Source organism: Flintibacter muris, assembly GCF_943192995.1.
Taxonomy (GTDB): Bacteria; Bacillota; Clostridia; order Oscillospirales; family Oscillospiraceae; genus Lawsonibacter; species Lawsonibacter muris.
Window position 1 is genome coordinate 166,788 of sequence record NZ_CALPCP010000002.1, and the last position, 14,897, is coordinate 181,684.

Genomic DNA, 14,897 nt, shown 5'->3' on the forward strand with positions numbered 1-14,897 from the left:
GGTCCTTATTGGGGTGCATAAAAAATCAGCATATTCGGAATAATATTCATTTTTGGTGAAAATATACGGAAAGTTTAGACGCAAAAATGTATAGTCATGCAAAAAATCGCTTGCAATCTGGACAAAACCGTGGTAGACTTGTCCCCATAAGATACGGAGGGGGCAAAGAAGCGCCCGGTTCCGGAAATTTGGAGGGTAAATAACCATGGCTTCTGTGAAAAAAGTAGTGCTGGCATATTCCGGCGGTCTGGATACATCCATCATCATTCCCTGGCTGAAAGAAAATTACGACAACCCTGAGATCATTGCCGTCTCCGGCGACGTGGGCCAGGGTACCGAGCTGGACGGCCTGGAGGAGAAGGCCATCAAGACGGGCGCCTCCAAGCTCTACGTGGAGGACCTGACCGACGAGATGGTGGATGAGGTAATCATCCCCTCCATGATGATGGGGGCCAAGTATGAGGACTATCTGCTGGGCACCGCCTTCGCCCGGCCTATCATTGCCCGGCGGCTGGTGGAGATCGCCAAGAAGGAGGGGGCTGACGCCATCTGCCACGGCTGCACCGGCAAGGGCAACGACCAGGTCCGCTTTGAGCTGGCCATCAAGCGCTTCGCCCCCGAGATGAAGATTATCGCCCCCTGGCGGGAGTGGTCCATCAAGGGGAGGGACGAGGAGATCGACTACGCCGAGGCCCACAATGTCCCCCTGAAAATTTCCCGGGAGACCAACTACTCCAAGGACAAGAACCTGTGGCACCTGTCCCACGAGGGCCTGGACCTGGAGGACCCGGCCAACGAGCCCCAGTACGACAAGCCCGGCTTTTTGGAGATGAGCGTCTCTCCCGCCATGGCCCCCGATAAGCCCACCTACATCACCCTGGACTTTGAGAAGGGCTGGCCGGTGGCGATCGACGGGGAGAAGATGAAGGCCAGCGACATCATCCGCAAGCTCAACGACCTGGGCGGCAAGAACGGTATCGGCCTGCTGGACATCGTGGAAAACCGCCTTGTCGGCATGAAGGACCGGGGCGTATATGAGACCCCCGGCGGCACTATCCTCTACCGGGCCCACGAGGTGCTGGAGATGATTACCGTGGACAAGGACACCAAGCACATGAAGAGCAAGCTGGCCGTGGACTTTGCTGACCTGGTGTACAACGGCAAGTGGTTCACCCCCCTGCGGGAGGCCCTCCAGGCCTTTGCGGTCAAGACCCAGGAGCATGTCACCGGCACCGTGAAGCTCAAGCTCTACAAGGGCAACATCATCACCGCCTCCGTCACCTCCCCCGAGAGCCTGTACTCCGAAAATCTGGTCACCTTTGAGGAGAGCGACTACAACCAGGATGATGCCACCGGCTTTATCAACCTGTGGGGCCTGCCCGACACCGTCCAGGCACTGCGGGAGCAGGGGAAGCTGTAAGTCCCCGTCCCCCGCAGGAAAAAAGCCTCCTTTGAAAAGGAGGTGCCCCCGAAGGGGGCGGAGGATTGGGTTTTGCGAAGCATAACATACAAAGTAAACAAGTTTTTGCAGACTTATGATACTTCGTACATCTCGCTTCGCGAGATACAATCCCCACCGCCCTGCGGGCGGAGCCCCTTTTCAAAGGGGCCTTTCCAGTCAGCCTGCGGCTGACAGCTCCGTTCGAAAGGAGCCTTGGAACTCTGAACGAAAAGAGGAACAAATTATGAAACTCTGGGCCGGACGGTTTCAAAAGGAAACCGACACCCTTGTCAACGACTTTAACTCCTCCATTGGCTTTGATGCCCGGCTGTACCAGCAGGACATTGCCGGCTCTATCGCCCACGCTCAGATGCTGGGCAAAACCGGCATTATCGAGGCCCACGAGGCCGAGACCATTGTTACCGGACTGAAGGCCATTCTGGCCGACATTGAGGCGGATCAGGTGGAGTTCTCTCTGGAAAACGAGGACATCCACATGAACATTGAGGCCGAACTCACCCGTCGGGTGGGGGAGGCCGGCAAGCGGCTGCACACCGCCCGGTCACGGAACGACCAGGTGGCGGTGGACACCCGGCTGTATGTCCGCACAGAGATCCCCGTCCTCATCGCCCAGGTGCTGGACCTGGAGGAGGTGCTGGTAAAAAAGGCCAGAGCCAACCTGGAGACGGTTATGCCCGGCTATACCCACCTCCAGCGGGCCCAGCCCACCACCTTCGGCCACTATATGATGGCCTACGCCAACATGTTCAAGCGGGACGTCACCCGCCTGGAGGACTGTCTGGAGCGGCTGGACGAGTGCCCCCTGGGCGCCGGCGCCCTGGCCACCTCCACCTACCCGGTGGACCGGTTTGAAACCGCCGCCGCCCTGGGTTTTAAAAAGCCCACCGACAACTCCATGGATTCCGTCTCTGACCGGGACTACGCCATTGAGCTGCTGTCCGCTTTGTCCATCCTGATGATGCATTTGTCCCGGTTCTCAGAGGAGATCATCCTGTGGTGCTCCTGGGAATTTAAATTTGTGGACCTGGACGACGCCTACTCCACCGGCTCGTCCATCATGCCCCAGAAGAAAAACCCCGACGTGGCCGAGCTGGTCCGGGGCAAGACGGGCCGGGTGTACGGCGCGCTGGTCACCCTGCTCACTGTGATGAAGGCCCTCCCCCTGGCCTACAACAAGGACATGCAGGAGGACAAGGAGGCCATCTTCGACGCCGTGGACACCGTGGAGCTGTGTCTGCCCGTCTTTGCCGCCATGGTGGACACCCTCACCGTCCGGTCCCGGGACATGGCAAAGGCTGCCGCCGGCGGCTTCATCAACGCCACCGACTGCGCCGACTACCTGGTGAAGAAGGGCCTGCCCTTCCGGGAGGCCTATATGATCGTGGGCCGTCTGGTCAACCTGTGCCTCAAGACGGGGGACACACTGGACACCCTCACCCTCCGGGACTTCCGGGCCATCTCCGGATTGTTCGACACCGACGTATACCAGGCCCTGGCCTTAAAAACCTGCGTCAACGGCAGAAAAGTCTACGGCGGCCCCGCCAGAGAGAGCGTGGAGAAACAGATCAGCCTGATCGAAGAGTTTGTGGCGGCAAGAAAGTAAAAAGCCTCCCTCTCCGAGGGAGGTGGCACGGCGAAGCCGTGACGGAGGGAGTCCGCCGTCGGAAAGCTCCCTCAGTCAGCCCTGAGGGCTGACAGCTCCCTTTGCGAAGGGAGCTTTTGGGAAGGAGTAACAAAATATGTTCAACGAGATTACCGGCGGCGTGTGTGCCGCCCAGGGCTTCAAGGCGGGCGGCGTCCACTGCGGCGTAAAGGCCACCAGCAGCCCGGACAAAAACGATCTGGCCATGATCCTCTCTGACCGGGAGTGTGCCGCCGCCGGGGTGTACACCCTGAACCGGGTGAAGGCGGCCCCCATCTATGTGACCATGGACCATCTGGAGGACGGCACAGCCTGGGGCATTGTGGCCAACAGCGGCAACGCCAACGCCTGCTGTTCCGGCAGCCACGAGAACGCGGAGGCCATGTGCGCCGCCGCCGCCAAAGCCACCGGACGTGAGGCGGCGGACTTCGCCGTCTGTTCCACTGGGGTCATTGGCCAGACCATCAACATTGGAGCCATTGAGGCGGGCATGCCCGCTCTGGCGGCCGCTCTGTCCTCCAGCGGCTCTGACAGCGCCGCCGCCGCCATTATGACCACCGATACAGTAAAAAAAGAGATCGCGCTCTCCTTTGATGTGGGGGGCAAAACGGTGAAGATTGGAGCTATCGCCAAGGGCTCCGGCATGATCCACCCCAACATGGGCACCATGCTGTGCTTCATCACCACCGACTGCGCCATTACCCCGGAAATGCTGGAGGACGCCCTGCGGGACACCGCCCAGAAGACCTTCAACCGGGTCACCGTAGACGGCGACACCTCCACCAACGACACCTGCGTCATCCTGGCCAACGGCATGGCAGGCAATCCGCTGATTGAGTGGAAGGACGAGGGCTATGAGACCTTCAAAGAGGCCCTGGATCAGGTTTGCCGCTATCTGGCCCGAAGCATTGCCGGAGACGGCGAGGGGGCCGGCAGGCTGGTCACCTGTAAAATGACCGGCGCCCGCAGCGAGGAGAACGCCGAGCGCCTGGCCAAGGCAGTGGTGGGCTCCTCCCTGGTGAAGGCCGCCATGTGCGGAGCGGATGCCAACTGGGGCCGGGTACTGGCCGCCATGGGCTATTCAAAGGCCCCCTTCCGCCCTGAGCATGTGGACATCACCTTTGAATCGGAGGCCGGGTCCATCCTGGTGTGCCGTCAGGGAGACGGAATCCCCTTTGACGAGGCCAGGGCCAAGGAGATCCTGTCCCAAAAAGAGGTGGTCATTGCCGTGGAGCTCAACGAGGGCAGCGACTGCGCCGAGTGCTGGGGCTGTGACCTCACCGCCGAGTATGTCCACATCAACGGGGACTACCGGTCATAAATCCCATGACAAAAGCCTCCCTCAAGGGGGGAGCCAAATAAAGACAGGGAGGAATCAACCATGTCCTTCAATGAAATCGACCGGGCCAAGATACTGGCCGAGGCCCTGCCCTATATTCAAAAATTTTCCGGCAAGACCATTGTGGTGCGCTACGATAGCGGCGCGGTCCAGGGCGAGATGGTAGAAACTGTCATCTCCGACATTATCCTGCTGTCCCTGGTGGGCATCCGGGTGGTGGTGGTCCACGGAGGCACCCCGGAAATCAACGACATGCTCAATCTGCTGGGCCGGCAGTCCAAATTTATGGACGGCCTGCGCTGCACCGACGGACCGACGATGTCCGTAGTCCAGCAGGTGCTGTGCGGCCAGGTGAACAAGGACCTGGTGGCCACCCTGAACCGTCTTGGAGGCAGGGCCGTGGGCCTGTGCGGGCTGGACGGCGGGCTGTTCCAGGCCAAAATGCTGGACGAGAAATACGGCCTGGTGGGCGATATCGCCAAGGTGGACTCCTCCATGGCATCCTCCGCCCTGAACAGCGGCTACATCCCCGTGGTGGCCCCCGTGGCCCAGGGGATGGACCAGCCGGTGTCCTACAACGTCAACGCCGATACTGCCGCCGCCAAGCTGGCCGTGGCTCTGGAGGCGGAGAAGCTGGTCCTTCTCACCGGGGTAAGGGGCCTGCTCCGCAGTCCGGACGACGAGACCACCCTGATTCCCGAGCTCCAGCTGTCCTCCGTCCCCGCCCTGGTGCGGGAGGGGGTCATTGCCGGGGAGATGGTCCACAAGGTGGACTGCTGTGTCAACGCCGTCCGCTCAGGGGTCAGGTCCGCCGTCATTCTGGACGGCCGGGTGTCCCACTCCCTGCTCACCGAGCTGCTCACCGACGCCGGCGTGGGCACCATGCTGACCAATTAAGGGGGCTGTCACATGAAAAAAGACCTGTTAAAGCTGCTGGACCTGTCCAAGGAGGATATTGTGTCCATCCTGAACACAGCGGACCAGCTGAAATATGAGACCAAGCACAACATCCACAAAGACTACCTCAAGGGCAAGACGCTGGCCATGATCTTTGAGAAGAACTCCACCCGCACCCGGGTGTCCTTTGAGACGGGCATGTACCAGCTGGGGGGCCACGCCCTGTTTCTGTCCGGCAAGGAGAGCCAAATCGGCCGGGGAGAGCCCATTGAGGACACCGCCCGGGTGCTGGACCGGTACTGCAATGGCATCATGATCCGCACCTTCGCCCAGGAGGAGGTGGAGACCCTGGCCCGGTACACCAAGATTCCCGTAATCAACGGCCTGACCGACTTCTGCCACCCCTGCCAGGTGCTGGCCGACCTGCTCACCGTCCGGGAACACAAGGCGGTCCTGGAGGGGTTGAAGATGTGCTACATTGGCGATGGCAATAACATGGCCAACTCTTTGATTGTGGGCGGCCTGAAAACGGGGATGGAGGTTTCGGTGGCCTGTCCCGAGGGCTACGACCCCGACCCCCAGGTGTTGGACTTTGCAAAGGGTGACCCCGCCCACAAGTTCTCCCTGTTCCGCACCCCCGAAGAGGCCGCCGTGGGCGCCGACGTGATGATTACCGACGTGTGGGCCTCCATGGGCCAGGAGGAGGAGAAAACCGTCCGGGCCAAGGCCTTCCAGGGCTACCAGATCAACTCCAGGCTGATGGCCCTGACCAATGAGGGCTGCATGGTGCAGCACTGCCTGCCCGCCCACCGGGGAGAGGAAATCACCGCCGACGTCTTCGAGGCCCACGCCCAGGAGATTTTCGACGAGGCGGAAAACCGGCTCCACGCCCAGAAGGCGGTCATGTATCTGCTGATGAAGGAAGAGGACCAATAAACAAACCAGCGGCTCCCCGGCTTATGCCGGGGAGCCGTTTTTGCGTGTAAAGAACTCCTGCTCGTCCGTTCAGGCTCTCTCTTTGAGGGAGGCGACAATTTGCAGCGTCTATGGAAGACCGCCGTCCTCTGCCGTAGCCTCGGGGACGTTGTCGTAGTCCCACTGATGGTCGGTGAAGGCCATGTAGTCGCTGGTGACATTGAAGTAGCTGTACACATAGTCCCCACCCTGGTTGATTCCCGGGTTCACGTCCCAGGTGGGGTCTACGCAGTACCACTCCCCGTTGAGCTTCACCATGTTCCAGGCGTGATTTTCCCGGTTCCGGAACCCCGCCCCGGTGACAGTGATGCACTCGATACCCGCCATATCCATCAGCAGCCGGAAGGTTTCGGCGTAGCCCAGACAGACCCCCTTGCCCTGAACCAGCGGGCCATAGGGCTCATAGGAGGTTCGGGGCGCGCCCTTTTTTTCATAGTGGGTCTGGTCATAGGTGACGTTCCCGGTAAGCCAGGCGTACAGAACATATTCCTTGCCATAGTTGGACATCTCTGGGGTAACGCACTGATTGAACACCGCTTTCGCCGCGTCCAGCACCGCCTTGTCCTTCGTGGACAGGGAAGAACTGTCCCCGCTCTCCCAGGCGGCCAGGATAGCCGAGTTGTCGAAGAGGGTCATGTCGTCAGTCTGAGGGTCTGTGTAGACATAGCGTCCGTCGGGACGCTGTTCTAGTTTAGGAGGGAAAAAGTCTGGCATGCCGGCGGCAAAGCGGCCGTCCCCATAGCACGCCTCAAAGGCGTCTTGAGCTCCGGATATGTCTTCACAAATCAGCAGAGCCACCTCCTGGCCGCAGGTAAGGATTTTTCCATTTTCCACCAGCGCGGCCTGTTCCGGCTCGTAGCCGGTAAAGGCCCCCTGCCGGTCCAGCAGGTACTCCTGAAAGGCGGTCACAACGGTTTTTTGCTCCTCACTGGGTACAGAGAGGACGGCCAGCTCAAAGGCGCGCACGCCCTCCATGCGGACAACGGCCGCGTCGTACCAGCTCAGGTCCTCCAGACCGTAGAAGTCAGAGAGAAGAGCGTTCATCTCTTTCTCATTGTAGTACTCCTCGTCCTTACCGTTACCCTGACGTTGCTCGTCATTGAAATACCAGTGGAACAGGCTGGCGGTCTCCTCGTACTCCGTTGTGCAGGACTGCATAAGAAGAACCATGGTCTCACAGGGCTGGCCCGACCTTTCATCCCGCTTTATTCCGCACCCTGGCAGCAGCAGGACCAGAACCAGCAGCAGAGAAAGGTATTTTTTCATCCGGCAATGGAGTAGCTGCCCCGCACCAGAAGCTTCACGTCACCGGAGGCGGTGAGGGTGCGGTCGGCAATGGTGGCCATGTACAGGTGGTTGCGGGTGAGGGCGGCGCCGGAGTCCACCGTTCCGCCGGCGGACAGGTCAATGAGGGCGGGGGAGGTGTTGGCCCGGACGGTGACAGTGCCGATTCGGGGCAGCAGCTCACAGCCCACGCCCAGAGACATGACCTGGCCGCTGGTCATAGACACCACGGCAAAGGAGGCGGAGGAACCGGAGGAGCTCCCCTGTCCGCCCTGCTGGAGGTACTGGCTGATCTGACTGGCCAGGTTCAGCTCCAGCTCCTTCTGCTTGGCGGCTGTCTGTTCTTCCACCTGCTTGACAATCTGGGGGATGGCCGTCTGATTCAAATAGCTGAGGGTAATCAAAGGGTCGCTCTGGCCGCCGGCGGCCAGAGCCGCCCCTGTGCCCAGCAGCGCAACGGACAGGGCCGCGGCGCCCAGGCGGAGGGACAAACGCTTGTCCGGTTTTTTCATAAGTACGCTCCTTTTTATGTAGGGGCGGCCTGTGGCCGCCCGCATTTTGCTTCCCGTGTCTGTCTGCGGACGGCCAAAGGCCGCCCCTGCAATCACACCATAGTCTCCGGGTGGAGACCAAAGCTTACGGCGATAGCGGCGTCCACCTGGCGCATGACGCCGTCGTCCAGGCGGCCCATCTTCTCCCGCAGACGGCGTTTGTCCAGCGTGCGCACCTGCTCCAGCAGGATTACCGACTCCTTGGGCAGGCCGCAGCTCAGAGGGGCCACCGAGATGTGGGTGGGCAGCCGGGCCTTTCCCGTCTGTGATGTGATGGCCGCGGCAATCACCGTAGGGCTGTGCCGGTTGCCGGTGTCGTTTTGCACAATGAGGACAGGGCGCACGCCCCCCTGTTCGCTGCCCACTACGGGGCTCAAATCGGCGTAGAAGATGTCGCCTCGTTTTACGCTGTTATCCAAGTACACTCACACTCCGCTGGAAGATAGCACCGCGTTACAGCCGGACCGGTCTTATGTAACGCTGTACTATGATTCTCCCACGGGGCGGCGGGCATTATACCACAAAAACGCAAGTTTTTCTGGTATAAATTTAAAATCAGCCTTGAGCCGTCAGATGACCGCAGTGGTCCCGGCCCACTCCAAAAGCCCGCCGCGCCCTGCAAACCCGGGGGAGCAAAGCGCCCCCCGTGCTCCATCCCATCCTATGTTGGGACAAGTTGGGCGGTCACGGGGCCGGACATGCAGCTCCAGAGGCTGTCCATGGGCTTTTGGTGAAAATGTTACGGGATCTTCCTCCCGTTTTCCCAATAAATCCGGGGAACCCGGGAAGATACACGGCACACCAATTCATCCGTAATGGTGCCGGCCAGCTCGGCGATACGGTTCAGGTCCTTGTCGTAGATCACAGCCGTGTCGCCCACCCGCACCTGGGGCAGGGCGGTGACGTCGGCCATACACATGTCCATACAGATACGGCCCAAAACGGGGCAGGGGGCGCCGTGGAGCTTTACCTTCAGCTTGTTGGACAGGGACCGGGGCAGGCCGTCGGCGTAGCCAATGGACAGCACCGCGATCCGGGATTCCCGCTCCAGCACAGCGGTACAGCCGTAGCCCAGCTTGGTCCCCAGGGGCATGGTGCGCACCGAGGTGACCCGGGCCTTCAGAGTCATCACCGGACGCAGATCGGGGGCACCCCGAATTTCGCTGGCCGGATCGGGGTAGTGGCCGTACATGGCGATTCCCGGCCGCACCATATTCATATGAGTCCAAGGATAGTTTAGCACGGCGGCGCTGGAGGCGCAATGGTAATTTTTAAGGAAGATCCCCGACTGCTCCAGTATCTCGCGGGCCTCCCGGAAGCGGCGGCCCTGGAGCTCGGTGTAGTCAATCTCCTCATCGGCGGCGGCAAAGTGGGTAAACAGCCCCTCCGCTTTCAGACCGGGCAGAGCGCACAGCTGGCGGATCTGTTCCACCGTCTCGGCCTGGCTGCCCTCCCGCCACATAAAGCCCAGCCGGCCCATGCCGGTGTCCAGCTTGATGTGGATGGCCAGCTCCTTGCCCGCGGCCACGGCGGCGGCGGACAGGGCCCGGCCCAGCTCCAGGTCGCCCACCGTCTGGGTGACGTCGTATTTCATCAGCTCGCCGGCCAGCTCCACCGGGGTCTGGCCCAGGCACAGGATGGGGATGGTCACCTCCGCCTGTCGCAGCTGGACGGCCTCGTCCAGGCAGGCCACGGCCAGCATCTCCGCCCCCAGCTCCTGGAGCTTTTTCCCAATGGCCGGAGCCCCGTGGCCGTAGGCGTTGGCCTTCACCATGCCCAGCAGCTTTACCGGTTCCTCGGGATTTTCACTCATCCGGACCCAGTTGCGCAGGGACTGATAGTTGTGGGCCAGGGCGTCCAGGTCGATATCCACCCAGGCGCGGCTGTCTCGTCTGTCTGTCATTGCTGCTCTCTCCTTCTTTAGTATGCAGGGGCGGTCATAGGCCGCCCCTGGAGATTAACCGGCAGTAAACCCGGTAAATTCACATAAAATCGCCCGGAAGCCGTCTACACTCACCTCACCTCTCACCAGGGCGTGGGTGGCGGCGTCAAACCACAACACCGTTTCGGTCCCTCTGCCGGGAGACCCCGCAGGGTCGCCGCAGTCCACACGGAGAAGGGCACCGTCCTCCTCCAGAGCGCAGGCGGTGATGTACCCGGAGCGGGCCGCCTCCAACAGGGCGGGCAGGGCGGAGACAGGGGTTAGCCCCTGGCCGTCCAGAGGGCCGGTCTCCACCGCCACGCCGTCAAATTCCAGCAGGCCGTCCTCCCCGGTGATCCGGGCCGTCAGCCCCGCCACCGTTTCGGGGGCGGACAGGGTGAGGACGGTCTCATCCCCGTTCACCGCCGCCGCCATCTCATACTGATACACCCGCTGGCCGTAGTCGGCGGTAATGGCGGCCTGGACCGCGCAGCTGTCTATGGCCAGATATTCGCCCCGAATGGTCAGGGCCAGTTCCTCCGCCTCGCTCCCCTCCGCCGCGCCGCAGCCGGTGAGGAGGATTATCATTAGTACGCAAACCAGACATTTGCGCACAGTGTTACCTCCAATTTGATCGTAAAATCTGCCTGTAGGGGCGGCCGCAGGCGGCCCCTACCGTTCATCCTCCGACCATTCCCGCAATACTTGGGACAGGGCCTCGATCAGGTCTGTGGGCAGCATGGCATACTCGCCCAGCTTTCGGGCGCAGACGTCCCCCGCTGCGCCGTGGTAAAAGACGGCGTCCGCCGTCAGCTCCGCCGCGCTGTCCCCTTCACGGCCCTCCTTCCGCAGGTGCTTCTGCCCCAGAAGGGCGGCGATCATCCCGGCCAGCACGTCCCCGGAGCCCCCCTTGGCCATGCCGGGGTTGCCGGTGGTGTTGACCCAGGCGGAGCCGTCCGGGGCGGCGGTAACGGTGCCCTGCCCCTTGAGGACCAGGATACAGCCGTGGGCTTTGGCAAAGTCCCGGGCGGCGGCAAGCCGGTTCCCGACGGGCAAGGGGCAGCCGGTCAGCCGGGCAAACTCCCCCTCGTGGGGGGTGAGGACGGTGAGGGCTGTCCGTTTGTCCAATTCATCTATATGCCCGGAAAGGGCATTTATGCCATCCGCGTCCAGCACAATGGGGATGGTCAGGTCCGCCAGCAGACCCAGGACCAGCCGCTCTGTCTCTGGACTGCGGCCCAGTCCGGGGCCAATGAGGGCAATGTCACAGCCCTGGGCCCTCTCCAGAATGGTCTTATAGTCCTGGGGGAGGGGAAATGGCATGGCCTCGTCGCACTTGACGGCCGCAATGGGGTAGATTTCCCGGGGGACCCCTAAGTACACCAGCCCCGCCCCGGTGCGCAGGGCAGCTTTTGCCGCCAGAACGGGTGCGCCGGTATAGCCCTCGCTCCCGGCCAATATGAACAGCTTTCCAAAATCTCCCTTGTGGGCGTTTCGGGGACGGCGGGGCAGGCCGCCGTTGGGGCAGTTCAGCATTTCCACCCGGGGAGCACTCCGTAATACCTCAAATTCCAGATCATAGGGGATACCAATATCCACGGTGCGCACCTCACCGGCACAGACAGCCCCCTCCCCCATGTACAGCCCCGGCTTGGGGCGGGTAAACGTGACCGTCACCTTGGCCCGGACGGCCTCACCCAGGATTTCCCCGGTGTCGGCGTTCACTCCGGAGGGGATATCGCAGGACACCACAGTCCGCCCGTTCATCAGACGGATTGCCGCCTCGAAGGGACCGGTCACAGGCCGGGTCAGGCCAATGCCGAAGAGAGCGTCTACCATACAGTCACAGGTGGACAGCCAGGCGGAAATCTTCTGCTGTTCAAAGGTAAAGGTGGCCTCCGCCGTCTCCCGGTCGGTGAGATCGATAGAAAAATCCTCCAGGCACCCTCCAGCGGCGGTGAGCCTGTCCTCTATGGCCCGCTCGTCGGGGGTCATTTTGGCCCGGTCCCCCACGAAGAAGGCCCGGACGTGACAGCCGCCCCGCTCCATCAGCAGACGGGCACAGGCCACCCCGTCTCCGCCGTTGTTGCCGGGACCGCAGAAGACCGCCACCCGGGGGGTGGGGTCGGTATTTTTGCTCTCGACAATCGCCCGAATTTCCTTCTCTTGGCGCCGTTCCTCCTCGGTGGGAGGGGGAGCGTCCTTTTTGTGCATAACGATCACACCAATGGAAGAGGTGCAAATGGATTCGTCGGGCTGAATCAGCTCCCAGACTGTGTCCGCCACAGCTTGGGCGGCGTGCTCCATCAGTTCCAGGGAGGGGATTCCCCGCTCCTGGATGGCCCGGCGGTCCAGCTCCTTCATTTGGGCGGCGGTGGCTAAGGGTAACATGGGATACCTCCTTACAATCGGGCGGCCTTCGGCCGCCCCTACAAGGGCATATGGCGGTAATGGCCCAGGCCCAGGGCGTCGAACTCGTCCTCCCCCGGCCGGTGCCAGACACCGACAGCCCGCAGCAGACCGTTAATAGTCTCTTCGCCCTCCACAGGTCCCTGGATGATCCGGCCCCGCTCCAGCAGCACCCCGGCCTGGGTCCCATAGCCCCCGGTGTAGTCGGTCTCAATGTAGGCAAGCGGCCCAGGACAGGCGCTCCCCTCCAAAGCCCAGCGGATGGCGGAGGTAAACAGCATCAGGGGTGACGGCTCCTCCCGGTCGGGCTTGTCAAAGAGCTCGGTGATGCTATCAAAAAGGGCGTCGGTGAGAAAAACCAGCCCACAGTCCTGGGGCAGGTCCACAATCTCCGCCCACACCCAGCAGTCTGCGAAGACCTGGACAGCCTCACGCTTCCCAATAATGGCCTGAATTTGGTGGCCCATTACTTCAAAAACCCGTTGACGATCTGCTCCTCGGCCTCTTTTTCGGTCAGGCCCAGGGTCATCAGTTTGGTGAGCTGCTCCCCGGCGATTTTGCCGATGGCGGCCTCATGGACCAGCTGAGCATCCAAACAGTTGGCGGTAACCTCCGGGATGGCGGACACCACACCCTCGTCCATGATGATGGCGTCACACTCCGAGTGGCCGTAGCAGGCGGCGTTGCCGTTGATCCGGGCCAGGAAAATCTGCCTGGACTGGTCCCGGGCCACCGAGCGGGAGATGACGTTGGTGTGGCAGCCCTCCCCGTCCAGGTCCACGGTGAAGTCGGACTTAGCCAGCTGTTTGCCGTGAGTCATTACCTTTTCCTTGATAATCAGGGTGGCCCTGGGGCCCAGTCTGGCGGTGGTGGTGCGGACGGTGGAGTCCACCCCCTTGATCTGGGTGGTTTCCATCTCCATGTAGCCCCCCTCCTCCATCTCAACGATGGTGGTGGGGTTCATGATGTTCTCACCGGAGCCGTCCCCCTCGCCGTAGTGGCGCTCCACATAGCGCACCCGGGCGTTTTTGCCCACGTGGAAGGTGTGGATGCCCGAATGCTCCGAGTTCTGCACCCCGCAGTTGTGGATGCCGCAGCCGGCAATAATGGTCACGTCGCTGTCCTCGCCGATAAAAAAGTCGTTGTACACCATGTCCTTCAGGCCGCTCATGCTCAGTACCACCGGGATGTGGACCGATTCGTTTTTGGTGCCCGGGCGGATGTGTATGTCGATGCCGTCCTTGTCGGTTTTGGTGACAATGTCAATATTGGCGGTGGTGTTCCGGCCGGCCTTCTGGCCGTTGGCCCGGATGTTATAGGCCCCCTCGGGGACCTGGTGGAGCCCGGCCACCTGCTCCAATAGGCTTTTTTGTATTGCGTCCATAAAAATTCCTCCTTACAAAGGCCCCCTTCGCAAAGGGGGCTCCCGGCGAAGCCGGGTGGGGTTTTCTCCTACAGCGGCAGATGCCTTTTCGATAGGGGAAAACCCTCCGTCACTGCCTTCGGCAGGGCCACCTCCCTTTGCGAAGGGAGGCTTTTCCCCCTGCGGGCGGGACATGAGAGTTACCGCACCTTATCCGCCAGCGCCCCGCACACGCCGGGGGCGCCGCCCAGCAGCGTGGGCAGGACGTTCTTTCGGGGACCGTCGTTGATGACCTTGCCGTCGGCCAGAACGATAATCCGGTCGGCAATGTTCAGTATGCGCTCCTGGTGGGAGATGATGAGAATGGAGCCGTTGATCTTCTCATGCAGATGCTCAAAGACCTGGATCAGGTTGCTAAAGGACCACAGATCTATGCCCGCCTCCGGCTCGTCAAAGACGGACAGGCTTGTCCCCCGGGCCATGATGGTGGCAATCTCAATACGTTTCAGCTCGCCGCCTGACAGGGAGGCATCCACCTCCCGGTCAATGTAGTCCTTGGCGCACAGCCCCACCTCAGACAGATAGTTGCAGGCCTCGGGTACGCCGATATCCTTTCCGCTGGCCAGGGTAATCAGGTCCTTCACCGTCAGCCCCTTGAAGCGCACCGGCTGCTGAAAGGCAAAGCTGATTCCCTTCCGGGCCCGGTCGGTGATGGACAGACCGGTAATATCCTCGCCGTTAAAAAGGATGCGGCCCCGGGTAGGGGTAAGGATGCCGGCAATCACCTTGGCCAGGGTGGACTTGCCGCCGCCGTTGGGGCCGGTGATGGCCACAAAGCGCTCGTCGATTTTTAAATCAATGTCGTGCAGGATGCCCTTGTTGTCGCCGTCCTGCTCCACATCATAGCTGATGTGCTGTAGTTCCAGCATGGGGTTACCTCCCTGTATTTGGTTTGCCCTATTCTAACATAGAGCACTAAATTTGTCTACATTATTTCCTATTTTTTTACTGGGTTAATTTCAATTTGCATATCTCCCCTGTTTTCCAAAATTAT

The 14,897-nt window shown here is 61.3% G+C and carries 14 protein-coding genes; 5 read left to right on the plus strand and 9 right to left on the minus strand.

What is annotated here, in order from left to right; genetic code table 11:
- Positions 1 to 205: 205 nt before the first annotated feature.
- The 5 genes from NFS22_RS03085 (at position 206) to argF (ending at position 6,276) form a co-directional block, all read left to right on the plus strand.
- The gene (locus NFS22_RS03085; protein WP_251316298.1) at positions 206 to 1,420 is read left to right on the plus strand and encodes an argininosuccinate synthase; all 1,215 of its coding nucleotides are present in this window, start codon (positions 206 to 208) and stop codon (positions 1,418 to 1,420) included.
- 265 nt (positions 1,421 to 1,685) lie between these two features.
- Positions 1,686 to 3,065: an argininosuccinate lyase gene (gene argH / locus NFS22_RS03090; protein WP_251316299.1), complete on the plus strand. Its 1,380-nt coding sequence runs from the start codon at positions 1,686 to 1,688 to the stop codon at positions 3,063 to 3,065.
- 136 nt (positions 3,066 to 3,201) lie between these two features.
- Complete coding sequence (gene argJ / locus NFS22_RS03095; RefSeq protein ID WP_251316300.1) at positions 3,202 to 4,425, plus strand: bifunctional glutamate N-acetyltransferase/amino-acid acetyltransferase ArgJ; 1,224 nt, start codon at positions 3,202 to 3,204, stop codon at positions 4,423 to 4,425.
- A 60-nt stretch (positions 4,426 to 4,485) separates the two neighbouring features.
- Complete coding sequence (gene argB, locus NFS22_RS03100) at positions 4,486 to 5,340, plus strand: acetylglutamate kinase (protein ID WP_251316301.1); 855 nt, start codon at positions 4,486 to 4,488, stop codon at positions 5,338 to 5,340.
- A gap of 12 nt (positions 5,341 to 5,352) precedes the next feature.
- Positions 5,353 to 6,276: an ornithine carbamoyltransferase gene (gene argF, locus NFS22_RS03105; RefSeq protein ID WP_251316302.1), complete on the plus strand. Its 924-nt coding sequence runs from the start codon at positions 5,353 to 5,355 to the stop codon at positions 6,274 to 6,276.
- 108 nt (positions 6,277 to 6,384) lie between these two features.
- Here argF and NFS22_RS03110 read toward each other — a convergent pair whose 3' ends face one another.
- The 9 genes from NFS22_RS03110 to NFS22_RS03150 form a co-directional block, all read right to left on the minus strand.
- Entirely contained in the window at positions 6,385 to 7,581 is a 1,197-nt protein-coding gene (locus tag NFS22_RS03110; protein WP_251316303.1) for a transglutaminase domain-containing protein, read from the minus strand.
- Positions 7,578 to 8,111, minus strand: coding sequence for a hypothetical protein (locus tag NFS22_RS03115; protein WP_251316304.1), 534 nt, complete (start codon positions 8,109 to 8,111; stop codon positions 7,578 to 7,580). The genes NFS22_RS03110 and NFS22_RS03115 overlap by 4 nt, the downstream gene beginning before the upstream one ends.
- A gap of 92 nt (positions 8,112 to 8,203) precedes the next feature.
- On the minus strand, positions 8,204 to 8,569 hold the full coding sequence (locus NFS22_RS03120) for a type II toxin-antitoxin system PemK/MazF family toxin (RefSeq protein ID WP_160569579.1): 366 nt from the start codon (positions 8,567 to 8,569) through the stop codon (positions 8,204 to 8,206).
- A gap of 320 nt (positions 8,570 to 8,889) precedes the next feature.
- Positions 8,890 to 10,053: an alanine racemase gene (gene alr, locus NFS22_RS03125; RefSeq protein WP_251316305.1), complete on the minus strand. Its 1,164-nt coding sequence runs from the start codon at positions 10,051 to 10,053 to the stop codon at positions 8,890 to 8,892.
- 54 nt (positions 10,054 to 10,107) lie between these two features.
- The gene (locus NFS22_RS03130; protein ID WP_251316306.1) at positions 10,108 to 10,686 is read right to left on the minus strand and encodes a hypothetical protein; all 579 of its coding nucleotides are present in this window, start codon (positions 10,684 to 10,686) and stop codon (positions 10,108 to 10,110) included.
- 57 nt (positions 10,687 to 10,743) lie between these two features.
- Positions 10,744 to 12,462 (minus strand): NAD(P)H-hydrate dehydratase, encoded by a 1,719-nt coding sequence (locus NFS22_RS03135; protein WP_251316307.1) that lies wholly within the window; start codon positions 12,460 to 12,462, stop codon positions 10,744 to 10,746.
- Positions 12,463 to 12,500: 38 nt separating this feature from the next.
- Positions 12,501 to 12,947, minus strand: a complete 447-nt coding sequence (locus tag NFS22_RS03140) for a hypothetical protein (protein ID WP_251316308.1) — start codon at positions 12,945 to 12,947, stop codon at positions 12,501 to 12,503.
- Complete coding sequence (locus NFS22_RS03145; protein WP_251316309.1) at positions 12,947 to 13,864, minus strand: SufB/SufD family protein; 918 nt, start codon at positions 13,862 to 13,864, stop codon at positions 12,947 to 12,949. Before NFS22_RS03145 ends, NFS22_RS03140 begins: the two co-directional genes overlap by 1 nt.
- A gap of 179 nt (positions 13,865 to 14,043) precedes the next feature.
- Complete coding sequence (locus tag NFS22_RS03150; RefSeq protein ID WP_251316310.1) at positions 14,044 to 14,772, minus strand: ABC transporter ATP-binding protein; 729 nt, start codon at positions 14,770 to 14,772, stop codon at positions 14,044 to 14,046.
- Positions 14,773 to 14,897: the final 125 nt, after the last annotated feature.

Bases quoted from the DNA above. Each gene is read 5' to 3' on its own strand.
- argJ (WP_251316300.1), top strand. From the start codon at position 3,202: ATGTTCAACGAGATTACCGGCGGCGTGTGTGCCGCCCAGGGCTTCAAG.
- NFS22_RS03115 (WP_251316304.1), bottom strand. From the start codon at position 8,111: ATGAAAAAACCGGACAAGCGTTTGTCCCTCCGCCTGGGCGCCGCGGCC.
- argB (WP_251316301.1), top strand. From the start codon at position 4,486: ATGTCCTTCAATGAAATCGACCGGGCCAAGATACTGGCCGAGGCCCTG.
- NFS22_RS03135 (WP_251316307.1), bottom strand. From the start codon at position 12,462: ATGTTACCCTTAGCCACCGCCGCCCAAATGAAGGAGCTGGACCGCCGG.
- NFS22_RS03150 (WP_251316310.1), bottom strand. From the start codon at position 14,772: ATGCTGGAACTACAGCACATCAGCTATGATGTGGAGCAGGACGGCGAC.
- NFS22_RS03110 (WP_251316303.1), bottom strand. From the start codon at position 7,581: ATGAAAAAATACCTTTCTCTGCTGCTGGTTCTGGTCCTGCTGCTGCCA.
- argF (WP_251316302.1), top strand. From the start codon at position 5,353: ATGAAAAAAGACCTGTTAAAGCTGCTGGACCTGTCCAAGGAGGATATT.
- NFS22_RS03145 (WP_251316309.1), bottom strand. From the start codon at position 13,864: ATGGACGCAATACAAAAAAGCCTATTGGAGCAGGTGGCCGGGCTCCAC.
- NFS22_RS03085 (WP_251316298.1), top strand. From the start codon at position 206: ATGGCTTCTGTGAAAAAAGTAGTGCTGGCATATTCCGGCGGTCTGGAT.
- alr (WP_251316305.1), bottom strand. From the start codon at position 10,053: ATGACAGACAGACGAGACAGCCGCGCCTGGGTGGATATCGACCTGGAC.
- NFS22_RS03140 (WP_251316308.1), bottom strand. From the start codon at position 12,947: ATGGGCCACCAAATTCAGGCCATTATTGGGAAGCGTGAGGCTGTCCAG.
- argH (WP_251316299.1), top strand. From the start codon at position 1,686: ATGAAACTCTGGGCCGGACGGTTTCAAAAGGAAACCGACACCCTTGTC.